At 61.7% G+C, this 20,119-nt stretch carries 20 protein-coding genes; 8 read left to right on the top strand and 12 right to left on the bottom strand.

The window, feature by feature from the left end; translation table 11 throughout:
* Positions 1 to 37 precede the first annotated feature (37 nt).
* On the top strand, positions 38 to 484 hold the full coding sequence (locus AC13Q5_RS31345; protein ID WP_488504313.1) for an anthrone oxygenase family protein: 447 nt from the start codon (positions 38 to 40) through the stop codon (positions 482 to 484).
* 32 nt (positions 485 to 516) lie between these two features.
* On the opposite strand, the gene AC13Q5_RS31340 is transcribed toward AC13Q5_RS31345, so the two are convergent.
* Entirely contained in the window at positions 517 to 1,275 is a 759-nt protein-coding gene (locus AC13Q5_RS31340; RefSeq protein ID WP_488504312.1) for an SDR family NAD(P)-dependent oxidoreductase, read from the bottom strand.
* 57 nt (positions 1,276 to 1,332) lie between these two features.
* On the opposite strand from AC13Q5_RS31340, the gene AC13Q5_RS31335 reads away from it, so the two are divergent.
* Positions 1,333 to 1,920 (top strand): TetR/AcrR family transcriptional regulator, encoded by a 588-nt coding sequence (locus AC13Q5_RS31335; protein WP_457880963.1) that lies wholly within the window; start codon positions 1,333 to 1,335, stop codon positions 1,918 to 1,920.
* Between the two features lie 38 nt (positions 1,921 to 1,958).
* Here AC13Q5_RS31335 and AC13Q5_RS31330 read toward each other — a convergent pair whose 3' ends face one another.
* The 4 genes from AC13Q5_RS31330 to AC13Q5_RS31315 all read right to left on the bottom strand — a co-directional run bounded on the left by AC13Q5_RS31330 (position 1,959) and on the right by AC13Q5_RS31315 (position 4,771).
* Positions 1,959 to 2,840: an NAD(P)/FAD-dependent oxidoreductase gene (locus tag AC13Q5_RS31330; RefSeq protein WP_488504311.1), complete on the bottom strand. Its 882-nt coding sequence runs from the start codon at positions 2,838 to 2,840 to the stop codon at positions 1,959 to 1,961.
* A complete protein-coding gene (locus AC13Q5_RS31325; protein WP_075856409.1) occupies positions 2,837 to 3,286 on the bottom strand; it encodes an RrF2 family transcriptional regulator in 450 nt (149 codons plus the stop codon). The genes AC13Q5_RS31330 and AC13Q5_RS31325 overlap by 4 nt, the downstream gene beginning before the upstream one ends.
* Positions 3,287 to 3,358: 72 nt before the next feature.
* Entirely contained in the window at positions 3,359 to 3,943 is a 585-nt protein-coding gene (locus tag AC13Q5_RS31320) for an isochorismatase family protein (protein ID WP_488504310.1), read from the bottom strand.
* Positions 3,944 to 4,021: 78 nt separating this feature from the next.
* The gene (locus tag AC13Q5_RS31315) at positions 4,022 to 4,771 is read right to left on the bottom strand and encodes a sulfite exporter TauE/SafE family protein (protein ID WP_488504309.1); all 750 of its coding nucleotides are present in this window, start codon (positions 4,769 to 4,771) and stop codon (positions 4,022 to 4,024) included.
* Between the two features lie 98 nt (positions 4,772 to 4,869).
* On the opposite strand from AC13Q5_RS31315, the gene AC13Q5_RS31310 reads away from it, so the two are divergent.
* From AC13Q5_RS31310 to AC13Q5_RS31295, 4 genes are all read left to right on the top strand, one after another.
* Entirely contained in the window at positions 4,870 to 5,751 is an 882-nt protein-coding gene (locus AC13Q5_RS31310; protein ID WP_488504308.1) for a LysR family transcriptional regulator, read from the top strand.
* Between the two features lie 84 nt (positions 5,752 to 5,835).
* Positions 5,836 to 6,642: an alpha/beta fold hydrolase gene (locus AC13Q5_RS31305; protein ID WP_488504307.1), complete on the top strand. Its 807-nt coding sequence runs from the start codon at positions 5,836 to 5,838 to the stop codon at positions 6,640 to 6,642.
* Positions 6,643 to 6,778: 136 nt separating this feature from the next.
* Positions 6,779 to 7,900 carry an alkene reductase gene (locus AC13Q5_RS31300; protein ID WP_075856414.1) on the top strand — a complete coding sequence of 374 codons (1,122 nt, stop codon included), beginning with the start codon at positions 6,779 to 6,781 and terminating at the stop codon, positions 7,898 to 7,900.
* Positions 7,897 to 8,625 carry an SDR family NAD(P)-dependent oxidoreductase gene (locus AC13Q5_RS31295; protein WP_488504306.1) on the top strand — a complete coding sequence of 243 codons (729 nt, stop codon included), beginning with the start codon at positions 7,897 to 7,899 and terminating at the stop codon, positions 8,623 to 8,625. The genes AC13Q5_RS31300 and AC13Q5_RS31295 overlap by 4 nt, the downstream gene beginning before the upstream one ends.
* 95 nt (positions 8,626 to 8,720) lie before the next feature.
* Here AC13Q5_RS31295 and AC13Q5_RS31290 read toward each other — a convergent pair whose 3' ends face one another.
* On the bottom strand, positions 8,721 to 9,026 hold the full coding sequence (locus tag AC13Q5_RS31290; protein WP_488504305.1) for a hypothetical protein: 306 nt from the start codon (positions 9,024 to 9,026) through the stop codon (positions 8,721 to 8,723).
* A gap of 137 nt (positions 9,027 to 9,163) precedes the next feature.
* Between AC13Q5_RS31290 and AC13Q5_RS31285 the strand changes: the two genes are divergently transcribed.
* A complete protein-coding gene (locus AC13Q5_RS31285; protein WP_488504304.1) occupies positions 9,164 to 10,222 on the top strand; it encodes a LacI family DNA-binding transcriptional regulator in 1,059 nt (352 codons plus the stop codon).
* Between the two features lie 113 nt (positions 10,223 to 10,335).
* Here AC13Q5_RS31285 and AC13Q5_RS31280 read toward each other — a convergent pair whose 3' ends face one another.
* Positions 10,336 to 12,501 (bottom strand): mechanosensitive ion channel family protein, encoded by a 2,166-nt coding sequence (locus tag AC13Q5_RS31280; protein ID WP_488504303.1) that lies wholly within the window; start codon positions 12,499 to 12,501, stop codon positions 10,336 to 10,338.
* Positions 12,502 to 12,674: 173 nt separating this feature from the next.
* On the opposite strand from AC13Q5_RS31280, the gene AC13Q5_RS31275 reads away from it, so the two are divergent.
* On the top strand, positions 12,675 to 13,640 hold the full coding sequence (locus AC13Q5_RS31275; RefSeq protein WP_488504302.1) for a DUF1444 domain-containing protein: 966 nt from the start codon (positions 12,675 to 12,677) through the stop codon (positions 13,638 to 13,640).
* Between the two features lie 28 nt (positions 13,641 to 13,668).
* On the opposite strand, the gene pncB is transcribed toward AC13Q5_RS31275, so the two are convergent.
* The 5 genes from pncB to AC13Q5_RS31250 all read right to left on the bottom strand — a co-directional run bounded on the left by pncB (position 13,669) and on the right by AC13Q5_RS31250 (position 20,029).
* Positions 13,669 to 14,973 (bottom strand): nicotinate phosphoribosyltransferase, encoded by a 1,305-nt coding sequence (gene pncB / locus AC13Q5_RS31270; protein ID WP_075856418.1) that lies wholly within the window; start codon positions 14,971 to 14,973, stop codon positions 13,669 to 13,671.
* 205 nt (positions 14,974 to 15,178) lie between these two features.
* Positions 15,179 to 16,138 (bottom strand): 2-hydroxyacid dehydrogenase, encoded by a 960-nt coding sequence (locus tag AC13Q5_RS31265; protein ID WP_488504301.1) that lies wholly within the window; start codon positions 16,136 to 16,138, stop codon positions 15,179 to 15,181.
* Positions 16,139 to 16,149: 11 nt separating this feature from the next.
* The gene (locus tag AC13Q5_RS31260; protein ID WP_488504300.1) at positions 16,150 to 17,787 is read right to left on the bottom strand and encodes an ABC transporter ATP-binding protein; all 1,638 of its coding nucleotides are present in this window, start codon (positions 17,785 to 17,787) and stop codon (positions 16,150 to 16,152) included.
* The gene (locus AC13Q5_RS31255; RefSeq protein ID WP_488504299.1) at positions 17,784 to 18,938 is read right to left on the bottom strand and encodes an ABC transporter permease; all 1,155 of its coding nucleotides are present in this window, start codon (positions 18,936 to 18,938) and stop codon (positions 17,784 to 17,786) included. Before AC13Q5_RS31255 ends, AC13Q5_RS31260 begins: the two co-directional genes overlap by 4 nt.
* Complete coding sequence (locus tag AC13Q5_RS31250) at positions 18,938 to 20,029, bottom strand: microcin C ABC transporter permease YejB (protein ID WP_075856421.1); 1,092 nt, start codon at positions 20,027 to 20,029, stop codon at positions 18,938 to 18,940. Before AC13Q5_RS31250 ends, AC13Q5_RS31255 begins: the two co-directional genes overlap by 1 nt.
* Between the last annotated feature and the right edge of the window lie 90 nt (positions 20,030 to 20,119).

Genomic DNA, 20,119 nt, shown 5'->3' with positions numbered 1-20,119 from the left:
ATTGGATCGAACTCAAGAGACCTTAGGGAAAATTCCGATGCGGCTCCTCTTCAATATTCTCGCCATCTCGGGCTCGGCGACATTTGCCGGCGTCATGCTCATGATCGGTGTGACGCTTGGCGGCTACTGGAGAAGCCTTCCAGCCCCAGATTTCCTCGACTGGTTCAGCCAAAACGGCCAGTTCATCACACAGACCATTCCGCTCGTCGTCGCTCCGACGCTCATCGGCCTGATCGGATCGCTATGGTCGGGCTGGGGCGAGGCAACGGCAAGGGCGTATTGGATTGGAGCGGCCGTCTGTATCGCCGCAGTGCTGGCTGTCACCCTTGCCTGGTTCCTGCCGACCAATGCGCAGTTCGCATCGAAATCGATCCCTGTGGATCAGGTACCGGCGCGGCTCGATACCTGGTTGATGATCCATGATGTGCGAATCGCGCTTGCCACGATTGCTTCAGTGCTCGGGATCGTCGCGATCAGCCGATAAAGACAACTTGTCCAATTCAGATGGTTCGAGCTTCAGACATGGGCCATGCCGCCATCAACCGTAATTTCTGCCCCGGTCGTGAAGCTTGCGGCGGGCGAGAGCAGGAAGGCGATTGCTTCGGCGACCTCTTCTACATTACCCCAGCGTCCCATCGGAATCATCCTCTCGACATAGCTGCGGATTGCGGGAACGGCGGTGGCCACTTCCGTCAGCCGCGTCTCGATCGGGCCAGGCGAAACCACATTGACGCGGATGCGCCGCGCCATGATATCGGGTGACGTTCCAAGATTGCGAGCGAAGGCGCGGATGAAGCCCTTGCTTCCGGCATAGAGCGCATCGCCGGGTTGGCCCTTGCGCCCGGCAACGGAACCTACGAAGACCACCGAGGCGCCATCCGCTAAAAGCGGTAATGCATGAACGAAGGTGAAAACGGCGCCTTTGACGTTCACATCCATCAGCCGGTCATAGCTGCCAACATCGAGTTCGCCGATGTCAGGTGCATTCGAAACGCCGGCATTGACCACAAGGCCGTCCAGGCGGCCGTGGCGGGATGCCACCTCGCCAACCAGACGGGCAATATCATCCGGTTGCCCAACGTCGGTCCGGATATATTCGCCCCTGGAACCAAGATCACCAGCCAATGCGGTCAATCGACCGTCGTCTCTGCCAGTCGCGACGACATATGCACCGGCATCAGCAAGGCACAACGTGGTCGCACGGCCAATGCCGCTACTGGCACCCGTAACCAGGACGATCTTGTTGGGGAGATGCGCGGACGTATCTGGAGTCATCGGTCGGCCTCTGTTATCAACACTCGTTGATGATTCAGATAGAAGCGAACCAACGAAATGTCAACGAGTGTTGATAATGAAAGACGAACTCCTCGCCTTTCCGCGGCGGAAAGCCGCGCGCGCATTCTTGCGGCGGCGCGCGCAGCCTTCACCCGGGCTGGATACGATGCCGTCGGCGTGCGCGAGATCGCGGCAGCGGCTGGCGTCGATCCGGCAATGGTGCCCCGGCTGTTCGGCTCCAAGGAAGCGCTGTTCACGATAATCGCGGATGACGCCTTCGGACTGGAACCGGCCTTCGAGGGGCCGATCGAGGGCATGGGCGAGCGCGTGGCGCGCCATCTGATGGGGCCGATCGCCCATTCCGATGCGGAGGATTTTGACGAATTCGCCTTCCTGCTGCGGTCTATCGGCAGCCCGACGGCAGCGCCGATCCTTTCGGCCGCACTGCATGCGACCTTCATCAGGCCGCTGTCGGAACAACTGACGGGGCCTGCGGTCGAAGCGAGGGCAGCCCTTGCCACGGCCTATGTGATGGGCTTTGCAGTGCTGCGCGCCGGGCTCGGCTCACCGAGCATGGAGTCGGCGGGAGAAGAGATGATCGTCGACAGGCTCGGAAGCGCCATTCAAGCCTGCCTGACACCCTAGACAATGTCCTTCGCCGGCGAATCGGAGCCGCCCTGACTTCAGAACACCAGCGATCGATGCAACTGCGTACCGGCCCAGGCACCATCGCCAACGGCGAGCGACACCGAATGCGGGATGCGGGCGACGTCGCCACAGGCAAAGGCGCCCGAGACGGTGGTTTCCTTCATGGCGTCGGTCTGGATCTGCGTGCCGAACAGCGTTTCTTCGATTACGCAGCCGAGCCGCTCGGCAATCGGGCTTGCGGGCGACACGCGCGTCGCGGTGAAGAGGCCGGCAAACGGCAGCAGGCGTCCATCGGCAAGCCGCACATCGGCCTTTCCTTCCAGCCTTGTGATCGGTGCCTCCTCGATCGTTACACCCCGGGCGGCGAGATCGGTGCGTTGCGCCTCATCCGGGACAAAGCTGCCGTTGAGGAAGAGCGTCACCTTGCCCCATTCCGGCAGCAGTTGCGCCTGATGCACCGACATCGGGCCGGTGGCGAGGCAGCCGATACGGCCCTGATCGAGCTCGTAGCCATGGCAATAGGGGCAATGGAAGATGCTCTTGCCCCAGCGTTCGCCGAGGCCCTCGATCTCGGGCAAGGCATCGGAAACCCCGGTCGCGAAGAGAAGGCGCCGGCCATCATGCCGCGCGCCATCTGCCGTGGTCACGACAAAGGCATCCTTCTCGCCCTCGGCCTGTTCGGCCATGCCTTCGATCCAGCTCAATGTCGGATAGGCGAAAAGCTGCTCGCGCGCCTTGCGGGCGATCTCGCCGGGATTGACCCCATCCTGGCCGAGAAAGCCGTGGGATTCCTCGGCGAAACGATTGCGGCGCCTGCCGGCATCGATGACCAGTACCTTGCGGCGGGCACGGAGAAGCTGGAGGGCGGCCGCCATTCCGGCGTAGCTCCCCCCGATGACGATGACGTCATGGGTCATGACAAGGTCCTTTCTGAGCGCCAATGCGCATGACGCCGCGCAAATTCGGCGGCGAGATCGGCAAGCGTGACATTTTCGAAGCGCTTGAGCAGCAGGGCCTCGGCCTCCGCAAAAGCATCGTCGAGCACGGAATTGACCGATTGCTCGACGAGGCACTCCGGCGTTTCGTTGCGATTGCCGATGGCGAAGACGGCGGGCTCGCCAAGCGCCTCATGCAATTGGCGCAGCGTGACGGTTTTCAGATCGGCGGCGATCGTCCAGCCGCCTGTATGCCCCTTGCTGGAGTTGACGATGCCAACCTCACGCAGCAATCCCATGGTGCGGCGCACGACGACGGGATTGGTGTGCATGCATTGCGCCAGGGTTTCGGAGGTCAGCGGTCCATCCTGCTCGGCCATATGGAGCAAGGCATGGAGAACGGAGGAAAGTCGGCTATCGCGTTTCATGTAACTTCAATTATTACGATTCGACGCGAGTTTCAAGAGCCGACCTCATCCCGGCAGTGGCGGGACCTTTGGCTAGGATCTCTTTCTGAAGTGAACGTCGCGCGCGGAGGCGCAGATCCCGATCTCGTCTCCCAATGACCATTCCGCGGCTCTTGCCGCCATGGCGGCGGGCACATCTTGCGATCCCGGCCCGGCCGGAACGTCATAGGTGGCGTGCGCGTCATGCGGCAGCAGCACGCCGTAGCCGCGCTCAAGCGCTCCCCGCGCCGTCGCCGCCACACACATCTCGGAAAGCACGCCGCAGACTGCCAGTTCACGCACATCGAAAGCGGCGAGGATGGCGTCCAGGTCGGTGCCGTCGAAACCATCATCCTTCGTCTTCCGAATGACCACTTCGCCTGACAAGGGTTGGAAGTAGAGCTTCCATCCCGGCTGAAGTGGCTCGTCCAGCGCACCGGCCGGACCATCGTTCTGCAGGAAAATCACCGGCGCCCATGCCGACCGTGCCCTGTCCAACAGGACCTCGACCATCGACGTCAAAGTGGCATGGCCGGGAACCGCATTGGGGCCTTGCACGAAGGCATTCTGCATATCGACGACAAGCAAGGCGTCAGCAAGCGGGTGGTCATCGGAAATCTCTTGCTGCTCTCTTTCCATCGATCGGTCAGGCCCCACTTGAAACAAACTCGGAAGCATATGGGTACCCACAGGGCGACCCGGCAATATGAGACCGTGTCAGAAAGCGGCTTTGACGATCATCTCGGCGCCAAGCACCAGAAGGCAGACCAGAAACCAGCGACGGAAGGTTGCCGGGCTGACGCGATTGCGGATGATCTGGCCGGCCCACATGCCGGCAAGCGCCGGGACGATCGCCAGAGTGGACAGCGCGAGATTGTCGATACGGAAGGCGCCATGCCAGGCGAGCGCTCCGGCGAGTGCCACGGTGGAGATGGTGAAGGAGAGGCCGAGCGCCTGGATCAGGTCCTCCTTCTCCAGTCCGAGTGACTGCAGGTAGGGCACCGCCGGCACGACGAAGACGCCAGTTGCCCCGGTGAGCAGGCCAGTGACCGCGCCGACGAGCGGCGATAGCAGCGGCTCGAACCTTGCGGGCACATGCAGTTGACGGGCGAGCAAAGCATGGCCGGCATAGACGATGAGCGCCGCACCCAGCGCAGCGGTCGTCAGACGCGTATCGCCGCCGGCGAGAAGATATGAGCCGGCGAATGTTCCGACGGTCACGGCAATAACCAGAAGGAGGAAACGACGGGCAAGCGCGCCAAAACTCGGACCTGCGAGCAGCTGCCAGACATTGGTGACGAAGGAAGGCACGATCAGCAGGCTCGCGGCCGAGAGCGGCGAGATCAGCGTGCCCAAAACTCCCATCGCCACCGTCGGTAGCCCCATGCCGGTGACGCCCTTGATCGTGCCGGCGACGAAGAAGGTCGCGAAGATCGCCGCGACGAGCCATATCGAATGATCCATCATTCCCTTTCACTAGCAGAGACGAGGGTGGGCACAATGCGGATGATGCGAAGTGAGCCTTCGGCTGTTCCGAAGGCTGGATATGCGGTAGTCTGCGCTCCATGCGCTTCGATCTGACCGACCTTCGCCTGTTCCTTGCCGTCGTCGATGCCGGCAGCATCACGCATGGGGCTGCCGATGTCGGGCTTTCGCTGCCGGCCGCCAGCGAGCGACTGCGCGACATGGAGGCGAACGGCGGCGTGCAGCTTCTGGAGCGCGGTCGACGCGGCGTGAGCCCGACTCCGGCCGGCGAGGCACTGGCGCACCATGCCCGGCTGATCCAGCGGCAACTGACACAGATGCGCGGCGAGCTTGGCGAACATGCAAGCGGCCTGCGCGCGACCATACGGCTTCTCGCCAACACCGCCGCGATCGTCGAATACCTACCGCCGCGCCTTGCCGAATGGATGGGAAAGCACCCGCGAACCGATATCGACCTCAAGGAGCGCCAGAGCATCGAGATCGCGCGGGCCGTTTCGGTCGGGCTGGCCGAGATCGGCGTTCTGTCGGATGCGGTCGACACATCGGGCCTGATGTTGCGGCCCTTTGCGATCGATCGTCTGGTGGTGGTGATGCCTCGCGATCATGCCCTTGCTGCATCAAGGCACATCGCCTTTATGGAAATCCTGCATGAGCATTTCATTGGACTTGCCGGCGGCGCGCTGCAGGATCACATCGACGCGCAGGCTGCCCGGCTCGGCACTCGGCTGAAGATGCGCGTGCGGATGCGGACGTTCGAAAGCATTTGCGACATGGCAGGCCGGGGCATCGGCCTTGGCATCGTGCCGGAAGCGGCGGCACGTCGCTGCGGCCGATCCGCAAGAATCGCGGCGCTTCGCCTCACCGACAGCTGGGCCACCCGCCAGCTTTCGGTCTGCGTTCGTTCCCTCGAAGACCTGCCATCGCCGGCCCGCGATCTTTTCGAGCATCTGGCAACGATATGACCACGGCCTGTTGAAAAGACGCGTTGGGATCGACTAGTCTCGCCATATGGCTGTCGGGAGGAGACGGTGCAATGGGAGGTGGGCATGGAATTTCACGACGACGAGCTTCATCGCTTCGAAGCCGAAGGGGCTGCGCCATTGCCGCATACCGAGACGGAGCGTCACATCGATCATGATGGTGCCCGCATCTGGTATGCCTCCTATGGCAGCGGCGCGCCCGTGATCCTCCTGCATGGCGGGCTCGGGAACAGCGGTAATTGGGGCTATCAAGTGCCTGCGCTCATCGACGCAGGCCATCAGGTTACCGTCGTCGACAGCCGCGGGCATGGGCGCAGCACGCGGGACGAGCGGCCTTACACCTACGAGCTCATGGCCTCGGACGTTCTCGCCGTCATGGACAGGCTGAAGATCGAAAAGGCTGTCATTGCCGGATGGAGCGACGGCGCCTGCATCGGCATGGTGCTCGGAAAAACCCATCCGGAGCGTGTTTCCGGCGTCTTCTTCTTTGCCTGCAACATGGACCCGAGCGGTACGAAGGAATTCGTGGCGACGCCGGTCATCGAGCGCTGCTTCTCGCGCCACACGAAGGATTATGCGGCCCTGTCGGCCACGCCGGACAAGTTCGATGCCTTCGTCGAGGCTGTCGGCCTGATGCAGCGGACGGAGCCGAACTACACAATCGCCGATCTCGGCCAGATCAATGTGCCCGTCGCCATCGTGCAGAGTGAGCATGACGAATTCATCAAGCGCGAGCATGCCGATTATCTTGTGCGGCACATTCCCGGTGCAAAACTGATCCTGCAGCCCGGCGTCAGCCATTTCGCGCCGCTGCAGCGCCCGGCGCAGTTCAACGCCGCCTTGCTCGGCTTTCTCGCAACAATCCCAGCCTGATACGAGATTCAGTTGCGCACGTCCGATTGTTGGAATAAATGATGACCATCATCTTATTCGAACTCCCGAGACCGAATCGCCGCTGACAGGCCCTTCCGCCCCGGGGAGCATTTTTGGCTCCAGGCAGGAGAATTTTATGACAGCCACTTTGTTTTCGCCGCTTTCCATTGGTCCTTATGAACTTTCGCATCGCATCGTCATGGCGCCGCTGACCCGGATGCGGGCGAGCCAGCCGGGCAATGTGCCCTCGGCACTGAACGCTGAATATTACGCCCAACGCGCCAGCGAGGGCGGGCTGATCATTTCCGAAGGCTCGCAGATTTCCCGCGCCGGACAGGGCATGCCGGCAACGCCCGGCATCCACACAGCCGAACAGATCGCCGGCTGGAAGGCGGTGACGGACGCTGTTCATTGCAAGGGCGGCAAGATCTTTCTGCAGCTCTGGCATGTCGGCCGCATTTCCCATTCTTCGCACCAGCCGGGCGGCGCTCCGCCGATCGCTCCTTCCGCCATCGCCGCCAAGGGTGATGCCTTTACAGCCTCCTTCGAACGCGTGCCTTTCGAGACGCCACAGGCGATCGACATCGACCTGATGCCGCTTCTGATCGACGTCTACGCTCAGGCTGCCGCCAATGCGAAACAGGCCGGCTTTGACGGCGTCGAGATCCACGGCGCCAACGGCTATCTGATCGAACAGTTCCTGCAGGCCCGTACGAACCAGCGCACCGACCAATATGGCGGCTCGATCGACAACCGCACGCGACTGCTGCTGGAAGTGGTCGAGGCGGTTTCCGAAGTCTGGGGTTCGGAGCGCGTCGGCGTGCGCCTCTCGCCCTTCGGTATTGCCAATGACAGCGGCGAGGACGATCCCTTGCGTCTCTATGGCCACGTCATTCGCGAGCTGGACCGGCTAAACCTCGCCTATCTGCATCTGATCGAGCCGCGCGCCAGCGGTGCCGGCCAGGCGGAAGTCGACCACAAGAACGTGCCGTCGGCTGCGGAATTGTTTAGGCCCGCCTGGTCGGGCACGCTGATCGCTGCGGGCAATTTCCGACCGGATACGGCCGAAGCCATGCTCGCCGCCGGCCATGCCGATGCGATCGCCTTCGGGCGGCTGTTCATCGCCAATCCCGATCTGCCGGAGCGCATCCGCCGCGGCGCGCCTCTCAATCCCTATCATCGCCCGACCTTCTATGGCGGCGGTGCCGAGGGCTATACCGACTATCCGACGCTCGATGCCAGGGAAGCGGCCGAATGAGTACTCCAAGCGCCATTATCGTCGGAGTGGGTGCCGAGCAGGGTCTGGGTGCAGCACTCTGCCGGCTTCTTGCAGATAAGGGCTATCATGTCGTCATCGCCGGCCGGACGGGAGTGAAGATCGACCAGGTGGCGGCTGCGATACAGACAGCCGGCGGCAGCGCCGAGGCGATCGAAACAGATGCAACGGACGAAGCTGCGGTCGTCCGGCTGTTCGAACACGCCTTTACTGACCGGGACGACATCGCTCTGCCCGATCTGGTCGTCTTCAATGCCGGCATCAACCGCCAGATCGGCTTTCGCGATCTGACGGCCGCTCAGTTCGAAGAATTCTGGCGCATCTGCTGCTTCGGCGGTTTCCTCGTCGGGCGTGAGGCGGCGCGTCATCTGGCGCCGCTCGGCCGAGGCACGGTGATCTTCACCGGCGCTTCCGCCAGCCTGCGCGGCAAGGCGGGCTTTGCGCAATTCGCCGCCGCCAAGGCGGGTCTGCGAATGATCAGCCAGAGCATGGCGCGCGAGTTCGGTCCGCTTGGCCTGCATGTCGCCCACACCATTATCGACGGTGGCATAGACGGGGAACGGCTGCGCTCGCGGCGGCCGGATGTCGATACTGATGGGCTGCTGAACATCGATGCCATCGCCGAGAGCTACTGGCACATTCATCGCCAGCATCCTTCGGCCTGGACGCAGGAGCTCGACCTACGCCCCTACAAGGAAAACTTCTGAAACTGTCGCGGCGACGGAGCGCATCGCGACGTTGTCCCAGAGCTCCTTTACGCATTCCGGACGGAAAACCGCTACGCATTTTTCCTGGAAATGCTCTAACAATTCCGCGACAGGGCCTTGGCGATCGCGAGGAACTTCGGGTCTTCAAGCCCGGTGCTGCGCCCGGCACTGGTTTCGCTTTCGGTGTCCGATGTCTCGCTCGGTATCGTGAAGGACCACGCCGACGGCCGCTTCCGGCGGCGGAAAAGTCCTGCAAACCGGCGAAGCATGCTCTGCCTGCCGGCCCTGCCCTTATGTTCGGGCGACGGCGGATCGACGGCATTCGGATTGCAGGGATCGCCCCATCGATCGTCGTAGAGATCCTTGAAGAGATAATTGGTCAGCATCGGTTCGTCTTTCATTTTTGAATCGATTCAATATCAGCTTACATTACTTTCTTGAATCGGTTCAATCGTACGCTTCGAAAACTCACTGTCAAGCAGAATTGAACCGATACAACTTCATTGCTAATATCCGTCGGGAACATATGGAGGATTCATTGGCCAAGGGCACCATCAGGCTCGCGGACGTCGCCAAGGCGGCGGGCGTATCGCAGGGAACCGCTTCCAATGTTTTCAGCCGGCCCGAAGTGGTGCGCGAAGAGGTACGCGAGCATGTGCTTGAGACGGCCAAGCGGTTAGGCTATGCCGGGCCGAGCCTGACAGGCCGTCTGCTGCGGGCCGGAAAGGTCAATGCCATCGGCGTCGCCGTCGTCGAGCCGCTTGCCTATTTCTTCAACGATCCCTGGGCCAGGGCGCTCCTGGCGGCCATATCCGAGGTCTGCGACGCCAGCGGCACGGGTCTTGCCCTGGTCTCGGCCAAGGACCGGCACAAGCTCGACTGGAACATCAAGAGCGCGCTGGTCGATGGTTTCATCCTGCTCTGCGTGGAAGGCGGCGAAAAACTCGTCCAGCTGACGCGAGAGCGGCAATTGCCCTTCGTCGCGCTCGCCCTGAATGATGAAGATGCCTCAATCCCCTCCATCAGCGTCGACAATCTCGGAGGTGCCGCCGCCGCGGCCCGGCATCTGGCCGAACTCGGCCACAGGCGTTTCGGCGTGCTCGCGACCGAGCTTTCGGACGACCATGTCGGACCCGTCAGCATCGCCGGGATCGGGCGAGCGATGTATTCCACCTCGCGCGATCGTGCGCTCGGCTATTGGCAGGCACTCGAAGCGTTCGGAATTGAGCGCAAGGACGTACCGATCTTTGAGACGCTTAACGACAAGCCAAGCGTCGAAGCCGGGCTCGACTATCTGTTTTCCGCGTCGGAACCGCCGACGGCAATCCTCGCCATGTCGGACAATATCGCCTTGCTGGCGATCAACTGGCTGCGCGCACGGGGCCTTTCGGTTCCGCAAGACATCTCCGTCATCGGTTTCGATGGCGTACCGGAAGGCGGCATGGTGGAGCCGGGCCTGACGACGATGGCCCAGCCCTTTACCGAGATTGCGCAGCGTGCGGTACGCGCCGTTCTTCATGATGCCGTACCAACCGAACGCGAGATGATCGATGTCACGCTGATCGTGCGCGGCAGTACGGCGGCCCCGAAACCATAACAGGATCTAGAGCAGTTCACGGAATCCCTGAGCCGCTCCATCTCTTTGTTTTCACGCAATTCCTGACGGAAAAACACTGCGCACTTTTCCTGGAATTGCTTGTCTTATGGCTTCTAGCTCGCCTGCTGCGCGCCATCCACGTTCGCCGCTCGCATCTCGATAAGCTGCCGGGCAGCGGCAGCCGCGGCATCCTTGTCGCTTGCCACCTGTACGGTCGGAAAGGCGAACTGGATGCCGTTTTCGTCGAAGGACTGCTTGATCAGGGCCAGCGCGCTGCGGCGGATGACCGAGAGTTCGTTGGGCTTGGCGGTGATCGCCAGCCTGATCTCGATCGCGAAATCGCCGAACTGCTCGACGCCCTTCATCTTCAGCGTCTGAATGATGCTCGGCTTCAGATCCTCGTCTTCCAGCAAGCGCTGGCCGATATCCTTGACGATGCGCTTCAGCTTCACGAGATCGGTATCGTAGGTGACCTTGACGATGATCTTGTCGATGGCCCAGTCGCGATTCATGTTGTTGACCGCACCGAGCGAGCCGAAGGGGATCGTCGCCAGCGGGCCACGCTGATGGCGCAGCTTGACGGAGCGCAGGCTGAAGGACTCCACCACGCCCTTGTAGTGGCCGCTTTCGATATATTCGCCGATACGAAAGGCATCGTCCCAGAGATAGAAGACGCCGCTGATGACGTCCTTGACGATGGTCTGCGCACCAAATCCGACCGCCACGCCGACGACGCCGGCGCCGGCGATCAACGGACCGATCTGAACGCCGAGGCCCGACAGTACCATCATAACGGCGATGATGCCGATGACGACGGCAAGTATATTGCGGAAGATCGGCAGCAGCGTTTGCAGCCGGGCGCGGCTCGCCCTCATCTCGTCCGATTCTCCGGCGGCGGGAAGCGATTGCATCACCTTGCCGTCGATATAGGTTTTCGCCAGCTGCCAGACGAGATCGGCAACGAGGAGGATGATGATGCCGCCGAGAATGCCGCGAGCGACGCGGCCGACATTCGATTCGCTGCCGCTCATCATCGCATGCGCCTCGACGCCCAGCATGTGGCCGAGCCACAAAGCCGCAAAGGTGATGATGAGCGCCCGCAAGCCACGGTCGAGCAATACAGCCGCGATCTTGCCTGCGCCGAAAATGCCGTCGGCCGCATCGTGCAGAGCCTCGATCGCCTGCGTGGATACCGAGAGGACACGCGGCAGCAATATCGCATAGATACCGATCCACAAAAGGCCGTCGAAGCCGGCGACCCAGAGACACCAGAGCGCCACGAAGAAAATCGTCAACAGCCAGGAAACCGTCCGCGCCCCACGCTTTTCCAGCGCGAGCGGCCTGGACCACACCGCCGCCGTAGCGATCAGAAACAGGCCGATGCCGAGCGTGTAACCGATGAGGTCGCGCGCGCCTGCGGAAAAGTCCAGCGACGTGACAGCCTGTATGATCGCCCAGCCGCAGGCAAAATAGATGGCAAACAGCGTGCATCGCCGATACCAGTAGGTCGCCACGCGTCGCCGTTCGGCGATGCGGGCGATGCCGCCATCCTCGTCCAGAACATCGTTGGCGCGACGCATCGCGATCAATTCCATGACAAGCTTGCCGATGGAGATCGCCAGCCTGATCGATACCATCGCAATGACGCAGGCGATGGCGAAATTTTCAATGGCCGGCGGCCAATCGAAGGCCAGAAGCGGAACGAGCGTCACCAGGCCATGAATGATGGCGGGCACGACGCCGCCCAGAAACTGGAAGCGCGCCGCCTGCAATTCCGTCTCGGTACCGGCAGCCTTCTCGGTGCGCTGCATATGCTTGGTGTTGATGAAGCGCGCAACGGCGAGTTCGGCCACCAGCCCCAGGAAGAAGAGGAGGACAATCTGGATGATGATGCGCACGAGGCCGACCGACTTGCCCTCGCCCTCCAGCTTTTCGGATGCGGTCATCACCTCGTAGGGCAGCGTCATCGCGGCGCCGGAGACCAACTCCAGGTGATGCCGCGTATGGCCGAGCATGCCCGACAGGACCGACATCTGGTCATTGCCCGTCGCCCCGGAATCGCCGGCGGGCGCGGGTTGAGGGTTGAGCTGCGTGGTCAGCCATTGCCTGACATCCGGCTCGTTCATCAGCTGGATCAGCTCGCGGACCTTATCGGGCGGCGGAGTGGCCGGTTGCGGCGCTGCCGTATTCTGCGCGAGCACCGCGACAGGCGCCGCCAATGCGAACAGACAAAAAAGCAGGCCTCTGATCGTCCGCCTGCCGCCCCCGACATTTCTCATTTGCGCTGCCCTTCCCGCAATCGGACCATCCGGTCCGTTCCCGCAGACTATACGCGTTTTTTATACGGGCAAGCAGGCACTTACGGCGCCTAATCCCCATTAGGCCGCCATTGCCCCGCAAGGACAGCCGCGCTAGGTTCTGCGGCGATACCGTTCAGTACTCGGGGATGCGCGTGTTCAATTTCCTGAAAAGGCTCTTCGGCAAAGGCAAGCGCGCGGAGATGCGTCGCGGCCAAACCTTCTCGATGCCGGAGCCCGAGAGCACGGCCGCCACCAAAACGCTCGATCTCAATATTCCCGACGAAGCCTTGCAGGATGAAGCAGCCTTTGCCGCCTATCTACAGGAGCGGCTGCCGTTCTTCGGCGACCTGATCCGCGTCGACTACGATCCTGCTGCCGGCAGCCTGACGCTACACAACCGCAACGGCGACACGATGACGAAATTCCTGAGCAATGCGCTACTGGCTCTGCGCGAAAAGCGCGGACAGGCGCGCGCGCAGGCACTCCTCAATTACCTCAACATGACGGAAGCCATGGTTGACAGCGGCGAGCTCGCCAAGGTGCTGCCGGTCCTGAAAGCACGCGATTTCGTCGAGGTTGCGCGGCAGCAGATGATGCAGGCCGTCAAGGACGAGCCCAATCCGCCACAATTCGTCTATCTCGACGAGGCCGAAAACCTGATCAAGCTCTTTGTTGTCAACGGCGAGACGACGGTCAACTACGTTATGGCCGAGGCACTCGACGACTGGGGCATCGATGCCAGGGAACTTGCCGAGATGGCGCAGGCCAATCTGCAGAAATTTCTCGCCAAGACCGGCGTTCAGATCGCCAAACGCAGCCGGTTCCAATATGTCGAAGTGGATGGCCAGTTCGAATCCAGCATCGCTTTCCTGCCGAATTTCTGGGCTCAGGTGCAGGAGCAATCCGGCGGCGTCGCGCCGATCGCCGCCTTCCTGTCCCGCGACAAGGTGTTCTTCACGCATGAGAATGACGTTGAAGGCCTGCAGCTTCTGGAGCTGATCAGCGCCGACCTCAGCGACGTGCCTTATGTTATTTCGCCGGATCAGTATCGCTGGGAAAACGGCCGCTGGACGCTTTTCCGGCGCGTTGCCCGGATGGAAGCCGCCATCCGCCACTAGCCGTTAAGGCGACTTACCCGCAAAAGCCTCAGACAAGTACTTCCTGATCGACACGATCTTCCGCGCCGAAGAACTTCAGGTAACGCTCGACTTCCGCAGGCTCGCCGGTCGCCTTCTGTGGATTGTCGGAGAGCTTGACGGCCGGGCGACCGTTGGCCTCGATGACCTTGCAGACGATCGAGATCGGGTTGAGGCCCTTGAGTTCGGTCGGCGCGCAACCGGCGAAATCATTGGTCAGGTTGGTGCCCCAGCCGAAGCTCATGCGCACGCGGCCGTCGAAATGTCTGTAGGTATCGATGATGGCATCGACGTCGAGGCCGTCGGAGAAGATCAGCAGCTTCTGGCGTGGGTCGCGGCCCATCTTCTTCCACCAGTCGATGATCTTCTCGCCGCCTTCGATCGGAGGAGCGCTGTCGGGGCGGAAGCCGGTCCAGTCGGCCACCCATTCCGGCGCGTTGCGCAGGAAGGAGGCGGTGCCGAAGGCATCCGGCAACACCACGAGAAGATTGCCGCCATAGAGGCGATTCCAGTCACGCAGCACCTTGTATGGCGCCTTGCCAAGCTCTTCGTCATTCTTGGCAAGTGCTGCTGCGACCATCGGCAGCTCATGGGCATTGGTGCCGACGGCTTCGAGATCGGAGTCCATGGCGAGCAGCACGTTGCTGGTGCCGGTGAAGGCATGGGGCACGCCTTCCTTCAACGCCTCGACGCACCAACGCTGCCAGAGGAAGCTGTGGCGGCGGCGGGTGCCGAAATCCGAGATGCGCAGGCCCGGCAGTTCCCGCAGCCGCTCCACCTTTTCCCACATCTTGGCCTTGGCGCGGGCATAGAGGACATCGAGCGTGAAGGGGCCGAGCGCCTTCAGCGCCGTGCGCGAACGAAGCTCGTTGATGATGGCGAGTGCGGGGATTTCCCACATCGTCGTTTCCTTCCACGAACCGTGGAAATCAAGGATATACTGACCGTCGCGCTTCGACAGCTCGTATTCCGGCAACTGGAAATTCGACAGCCAGGCGAGGAATTCGGGCTCGAAGATCTGGGCACGACCGTAGAAGCTGTTACCCGCCAGCCAGATCATCTCCTTTTTGGAGAGGCGAAGCGTTCGGGCATGATCGAGCTGCTCGCGCAACTCCTTCTCGTCGATCACTTCGGCAAGACGAACGCTCTTGGTGCGATTGATGAGCGAGAAGGTGGCGTCGACATCCGGGTAAAGCTTCCAGATCATCTGCAGCATCAGAAGCTTATAGAAATCCGTATCGATCAGACTGCGAACAATCGGATCGAGCTTCCAGGTATGGTTATAGACGCGGGTGGCGATATCCGTCTTGGTCATGTCGTTCCTGCCCCGTCTCCTGCCCTGCGGACGTCATGCTTCTCGCCGGCGTCGTGCCGGCATGCGTATCTAGCGCCCTGTTATCAAAAAATGTTGAGCGAAAGTCCAGTCGCTGAAAGAAAATTGATACCAGAGCAAATGGGGTCGCATTTTGCCGGCAACAGTCGAGGCATCAGGCTCCGATCACCGCCATCCGAGGATAGACTTAGTAACCCCGGCTGCGATCTACCAGATGCTGCAGCAGTTCACCGCGTTCGAAGCGGGCGATCTGTTCCTCGACATGGCGCATCAGTGCCTTTTCGTCCGATACAGCGGAGTCATGCGGCGTGATGATGACATTTTCCAGGCCCCAGAGCGGATCGTCCGCCGAAAGCGGTTCGACGGCGAAGACATCGAGCGAGGCACCGCCGAGAATGCCGGTACGAACAGCCGAAGCGATATCGGCCTGAACCTGGCTCTTGCCACGGCCAGCGTTGATGAAGACCGGCTTGCCGAGCGGTCCGTTGCGGTGCAGCTTGGAAAAGAGCGAGGCGTTGTAGATCCCGGTCGTATCCGGCGTCAGCGGCAAGAGGCCGACGAGGATATCCGTGCGCGCCAGAAAGGCATCGAGCCCGCCGGCGTCGAAGGTTTCCATGCCGTCGATCTCTTTCTTGCTCCGGGACCAGCCGATGACGTTGAAGCCCATGACTTTCAATTTCGCGGCGGCATCGCAGCCGAGAACGCCGAGACCCATGACGCCGACGGTGACGTCAGCGGCTTCCGGACCATGCTGCGGCGCCCAGACGTGCTGTCGCTGGTTCCTGAAGTGCCCCTGCACGTCGCGCAGATGCATCAGGCACTGCATGACGACCCATTCGCTCATGCGCACCGTCAGGCTGCGATCGACGAAACGGACCATCGGAACGTCAGGCAGGCCAGCGATCGACATCATCGAATCGACACCGGCGCCACCCGAGAAGATCACCTTGAGATTGGGTGCGCGCTCGAAAAGATCGGCATCCGGCTTCCACAAAAGCGCATAATCGACATGGGAGAGATCAATGCCCTTGCTGGCGGGATCGGCCAGATTGATGCTGCCGCGATCGGCAAAGGCCGTTTCGAGCGACTTGGCAACGGTTGCAGGGTCGAACTTGAGATCGACAAGAACGGGGCTTTTGGCCGGCATGGCGGTGGCCTTCATTGCTGGATGGCGGCGGTCGGCACCGCCTCGATGTTGAATGCAGCGGCGAGAAGCGCCTTGGTGTAATCTTCTTTCGGCGCGCGGAAGATATCGGCCGAAGCGCCCTGCTCAACCACCTTGCCGAAGCGCATGACGATCAGCTCATTGGCAAGCGCCTTCACCACCTTCAGATCGTGGCTGATAAAGAGATAGGCAAGATCGTGCTTCTTCTGCAGGTCGCGCAGCAGATCGACAACCTGTGCCTGCACGCTCATGTCGAGCGCCGAAGTCGGCTCGTCCAACATGACGAAGCGCGGCTTCAGCACCATGGCGCGGGCAATGGCGATGCGCTGGCGCTGGCCGCCGGAGAATTCGTGCGGGAAGCGCCAGCGGGTGGAGGGATCGAGACCCACCTCCTCCAGCGCCCAACAGACGCGCTCGTCACGCTCGTCGGCCGAAAGCGACCGTTCGTGCACCTTGAGCCCCTCGGCGATGATTTCGCCGACCGACATGCGCGGGCTCAGCGACCCATAGGGGTCCTGGAAGACCACCTGCAGCTGGTTGCGCAGCGGCCGCATTTCGCGGAACGAATAGCCCGCTATATCCTTGCCGACGAAGGCGATACGGCCTCGCGAGGAAATGAGGCGGGCGAGCGCCAGACCAAGCGTCGTCTTGCCCGAGCCGGATTCGCCGACGACGCCAAGCGTCTGGCCGGCCCGGAGCTTCAGATCGATGCCGTCGACCGCCTTCACATGATCGACGACCTTGCGCATGAAGCCGGCCTTGATCGGGAACCAGACGCGGATGTCGCTGCCTTCCATGACGACGGGCTTGTTCGCATCGCTTACCGGCGGTTCGCCGCGCGGCTCGGCGGCCAGCAGATGACGGGTATAGTCATGCTGCGGCCTCGTGAAGACGTCCTCCACCGTGCCGGTTTCGACAATGTGGCCCTTGGTCATCACGCAGACGCGGTCGGCGAATTTGCGGACGATGCCGAGATCGTGGGTGATGAACAGCATCGACATGCCGTGCGTACCCTTGAGATCACGCAGCAGCTCGAGGATCTGCGCCTGCACTGTGACGTCGAGCGCCGTCGTCGGCTCGTCGGCAATCAGCAATTCCGGGCGGTTGGCAAGCGCCATGGCGATCATCACGCGCTGGCGCTGGCCGCCTGACAGTTCGTGCGGATAGGCCTTGAGGCGCTTTTCCGGCTCGCGGATGCCGACCTGATTCAGGAGCTCCAGCGTGCGATTACGGGCGGCCTCGCCCACCATGCCCTGATGCAGGGCCAGAATCTCGGTGATCTGCTTCTCGATCGAGTGGAGCGGATTGAGCGAGGTCATCGGCTCCTGAAAGATCATCGTGATGTCGTTGCCGCGCACGGCGCGCAGTTCGTTGTCCGATGCCTTCAGCAGGTCCTTGCCCTTGAACAGGATCTCGCCGGAGGGGTGGCTTGCGGCCGGATAGGGCAAAAGCTTCAGGATCGAGTTGGCCGAGACCGATTTGCCGGAACCGGATTCGCCGACCAGCGCCACGACCTCGCCCCGATGGATATCGAAGGAAACGCCGTCGACGGCGATCGAGGTCTGCCCACCCTGATGAAAGGCGACGGACAGATTGCGGACGGACAATAGCGGAGTGGAGTTTTCGCTCATCGGAACGTCTTCCTCGGATCAAAGGCGTCGCGCACGGCCTCGCCGATGAAAATCAGCAGCGACAGCATGATCGACATGGTGAAGAAGGCCGACAGCCCCAGCCAGGGAGCCTGCAGGTTGGATTTGCCCTGGGCGATCATCTCACCCAGCGACGGCGAGCCGGGCGGCATGCCAAAGCCTAAGAAATCCAGCGAGGTCAGCGTGGAGATCGAGCCCGACAGGATGAAGGGAACGAAGGTCAGCGTCGCGACCATCGCGTTCGGCAGCAGGTGGCGGTACATGATGGTGCGGTTGTTGACGCCGAGCGCGCGGGCGGCGCGCACATATTCGAAATTGCGCGCCCGCAGGAATTCGGCGCGCACGACGCCGACGAGCCCCACCCAGGAAAACAAAAGCAAGATGCCGAGCAGGATGAAGAAGCCGGGCGGCAGCACCGATGCTATGATCAGCAGGATGTAGAGCACCGGCATGGACGACCAGATCTCGATGAAACGCTGCATCAAGAGATCCGTCCAGCCGCCGAAATAGCCCTGTATCGCACCGGCGCAGACCCCGACGACGGCCGAGCAGATAGTAAGCGCCAGGCCGAACAGCACCGAGATGCGGAAGCCGTAGATCAGGCGAGCAAGCACGTCGCGGGCTTGGTCATCGGTGCCGAGCCAGTTGAAATTGCTCCAGTTGCAGTTCGGATCGGCAGTACCAGCTGCGTAGCCCGAGCAGCGTGCCTCCTTGTTCATCGCCCAGAAAGGCGGCGTCGGCGCCGACATGCCCTTGGGCAGGTTGGAGTTGGCGGTCTGGTAGGAATAGTGGATCGGCGGCCAGATCATCCAGCCATGGGCGTTGATCTCGTCCTGAATATCCGGGGCGCGATAATCCGTCTGCGCCAGGAAGCCGCCGAATTTCTCCTCGGGATAATCGACGAAGACCGGCGTCAGGATCTCGTCCTTGTAGGAAACGAGGATCGGCCGGTCGTTGACGATGAATTCAGCACCGAGGCTGAGAATGAAGAGAACCAGGAAAATCCAAAGCGACCAGTAGCCGCGGCGGTTTGCCTTGAAGTTCTCCCAGCGGCGCGCGTTGGTCGGCGAGAACAGGCCCTTGCGCGGCGGCTTCACAGTCGTCGGAATTGCCTGCTGGTTGGCTGCGTCCATCACACGTCCCTCCGCTCGAAGTCGATGCGCGGATCGATCCAGGTGTAGATCAGGTCGGAGACGAGGCTGACGACGAGGCCGAGCAGCGAGAAGATGAAGAGCGTCGCAAAGACCACCGGATAATCGCGCTGGACGACGGAGAGATAGCTCAAGCGTCCCAGGCCATCGAGCGAGAAGATATTCTCGATCAGCAGCGAGCCGGTGAAGAAGGCGGAGATGAAGGCGCCGGGAAAGCCGGCGATGACGATGAGCATGGCGTTACGGAAGACGTGACCATAGAGCACGCGCCGTTCGGAAAGACCCTTGGCGCGGGCAGTGATGACATATTGCTTTTTGATCTCTTCGATGAAGGAATTCTTGGTAAGCAGCGTCGTCGTGGCGAAGGCGGCGAGCGACAGCGAAATCAGCGGCAGCACCAAGTGCCAAAGATAATCGAGGATCTTCTGCCACCAGTTGAGGTCGGCGAAATTATCCGAGACGAGGCCGCGCAGCGGGAACCAGTCGAAGAAGGAGCCGCCGGCAAAGAGCACGATCAGCATGATGCCAAAGAGGAAGCTCGGGACTGCATAGCCGATGATAATGATGCCCGACGTCCAGACATCGAAGGTCGATCCATCCTGCACCGCCTTGCGGATGCCGAGCGGAATGGAGATGGCATAGGAAAAGATCAGGATCCAGATGCCGAGCGAGATCGACACCGGCAGCTTCTGGGCGATCAGGTCGATGACCGTGGTGTTGCGGAAGAAGCTCTCGCCGAAATCGAAGCGGATATAGTTCCACATCATCTGGCCGAAGCGTTCGAGCGGCGGCTTGTCGAAGCCGAACTGCTTGTCGAGCTTGGCAATCAGCTCGGGGTCGAGTCCCTGCGCGCCACGATATTTCGAGCTGCTGTCATCCAGGGATTGCTGGGCCAGCATGTCGGTGCCGCCGGACAGGCGGCCGGTGGCATTGTCGCCCTGCCCGGTCAGCTGCGCAATGACCTGCTCGACCGGGCCGCCCGGCGCAAACTGCACGATGGTGAAGGAAATGGCCATGATGCCGACGATGGTCGGGATCATCAGCAGGAGACGTCGCAGAATATAGGCGCCCATCAGTCCGCCGCTCCCCTGAAGAGGGGTATGCTCCGCCTCGCCTCAATCCGTCTCTCGATCAAATCATATTCCCTTCCACCGGATTTGAGA

This window comes from Martinezella sp. CNPSo 3964 (assembly GCF_057784375.1).
This window is presented reverse-complemented; position numbering and strand designations above follow the sequence as displayed.

Excerpts from the sequence above, each read along its gene's own strand:
- AC13Q5_RS31345 (WP_488504313.1), top strand. The coding sequence starts at position 38 with ATGCGGCTCCTCTTCAATATTCTCGCCATCTCGGGCTCGGCGACATTT.
- AC13Q5_RS31340 (WP_488504312.1), bottom strand. The coding sequence starts at position 1,275 with ATGACTCCAGATACGTCCGCGCATCTCCCCAACAAGATCGTCCTGGTT.
- AC13Q5_RS31335 (WP_457880963.1), top strand. The coding sequence starts at position 1,333 with ATGTCAACGAGTGTTGATAATGAAAGACGAACTCCTCGCCTTTCCGCG.
- AC13Q5_RS31330 (WP_488504311.1), bottom strand. The coding sequence starts at position 2,840 with ATGACCCATGACGTCATCGTCATCGGGGGGAGCTACGCCGGAATGGCG.
- AC13Q5_RS31325 (WP_075856409.1), bottom strand. The coding sequence starts at position 3,286 with ATGAAACGCGATAGCCGACTTTCCTCCGTTCTCCATGCCTTGCTCCAT.
- AC13Q5_RS31320 (WP_488504310.1), bottom strand. The coding sequence starts at position 3,943 with ATGGAAAGAGAGCAGCAAGAGATTTCCGATGACCACCCGCTTGCTGAC.
- AC13Q5_RS31315 (WP_488504309.1), bottom strand. The coding sequence starts at position 4,771 with ATGATGGATCATTCGATATGGCTCGTCGCGGCGATCTTCGCGACCTTC.
- AC13Q5_RS31310 (WP_488504308.1), top strand. The coding sequence starts at position 4,870 with ATGCGCTTCGATCTGACCGACCTTCGCCTGTTCCTTGCCGTCGTCGAT.
- AC13Q5_RS31305 (WP_488504307.1), top strand. The coding sequence starts at position 5,836 with ATGGAATTTCACGACGACGAGCTTCATCGCTTCGAAGCCGAAGGGGCT.
- AC13Q5_RS31300 (WP_075856414.1), top strand. The coding sequence starts at position 6,779 with ATGACAGCCACTTTGTTTTCGCCGCTTTCCATTGGTCCTTATGAACTT.
- AC13Q5_RS31295 (WP_488504306.1), top strand. The coding sequence starts at position 7,897 with ATGAGTACTCCAAGCGCCATTATCGTCGGAGTGGGTGCCGAGCAGGGT.
- AC13Q5_RS31290 (WP_488504305.1), bottom strand. The coding sequence starts at position 9,026 with ATGAAAGACGAACCGATGCTGACCAATTATCTCTTCAAGGATCTCTAC.
- AC13Q5_RS31280 (WP_488504303.1), bottom strand. The coding sequence starts at position 12,501 with ATGAGAAATGTCGGGGGCGGCAGGCGGACGATCAGAGGCCTGCTTTTT.
- pncB (WP_075856418.1), bottom strand. The coding sequence starts at position 14,973 with ATGACCAAGACGGATATCGCCACCCGCGTCTATAACCATACCTGGAAG.
- AC13Q5_RS31265 (WP_488504301.1), bottom strand. The coding sequence starts at position 16,138 with ATGCCGGCCAAAAGCCCCGTTCTTGTCGATCTCAAGTTCGACCCTGCA.
- AC13Q5_RS31260 (WP_488504300.1), bottom strand. The coding sequence starts at position 17,787 with ATGAGCGAAAACTCCACTCCGCTATTGTCCGTCCGCAATCTGTCCGTC.
- AC13Q5_RS31255 (WP_488504299.1), bottom strand. The coding sequence starts at position 18,938 with ATGGACGCAGCCAACCAGCAGGCAATTCCGACGACTGTGAAGCCGCCG.
- AC13Q5_RS31250 (WP_075856421.1), bottom strand. The coding sequence starts at position 20,029 with ATGGGCGCCTATATTCTGCGACGTCTCCTGCTGATGATCCCGACCATC.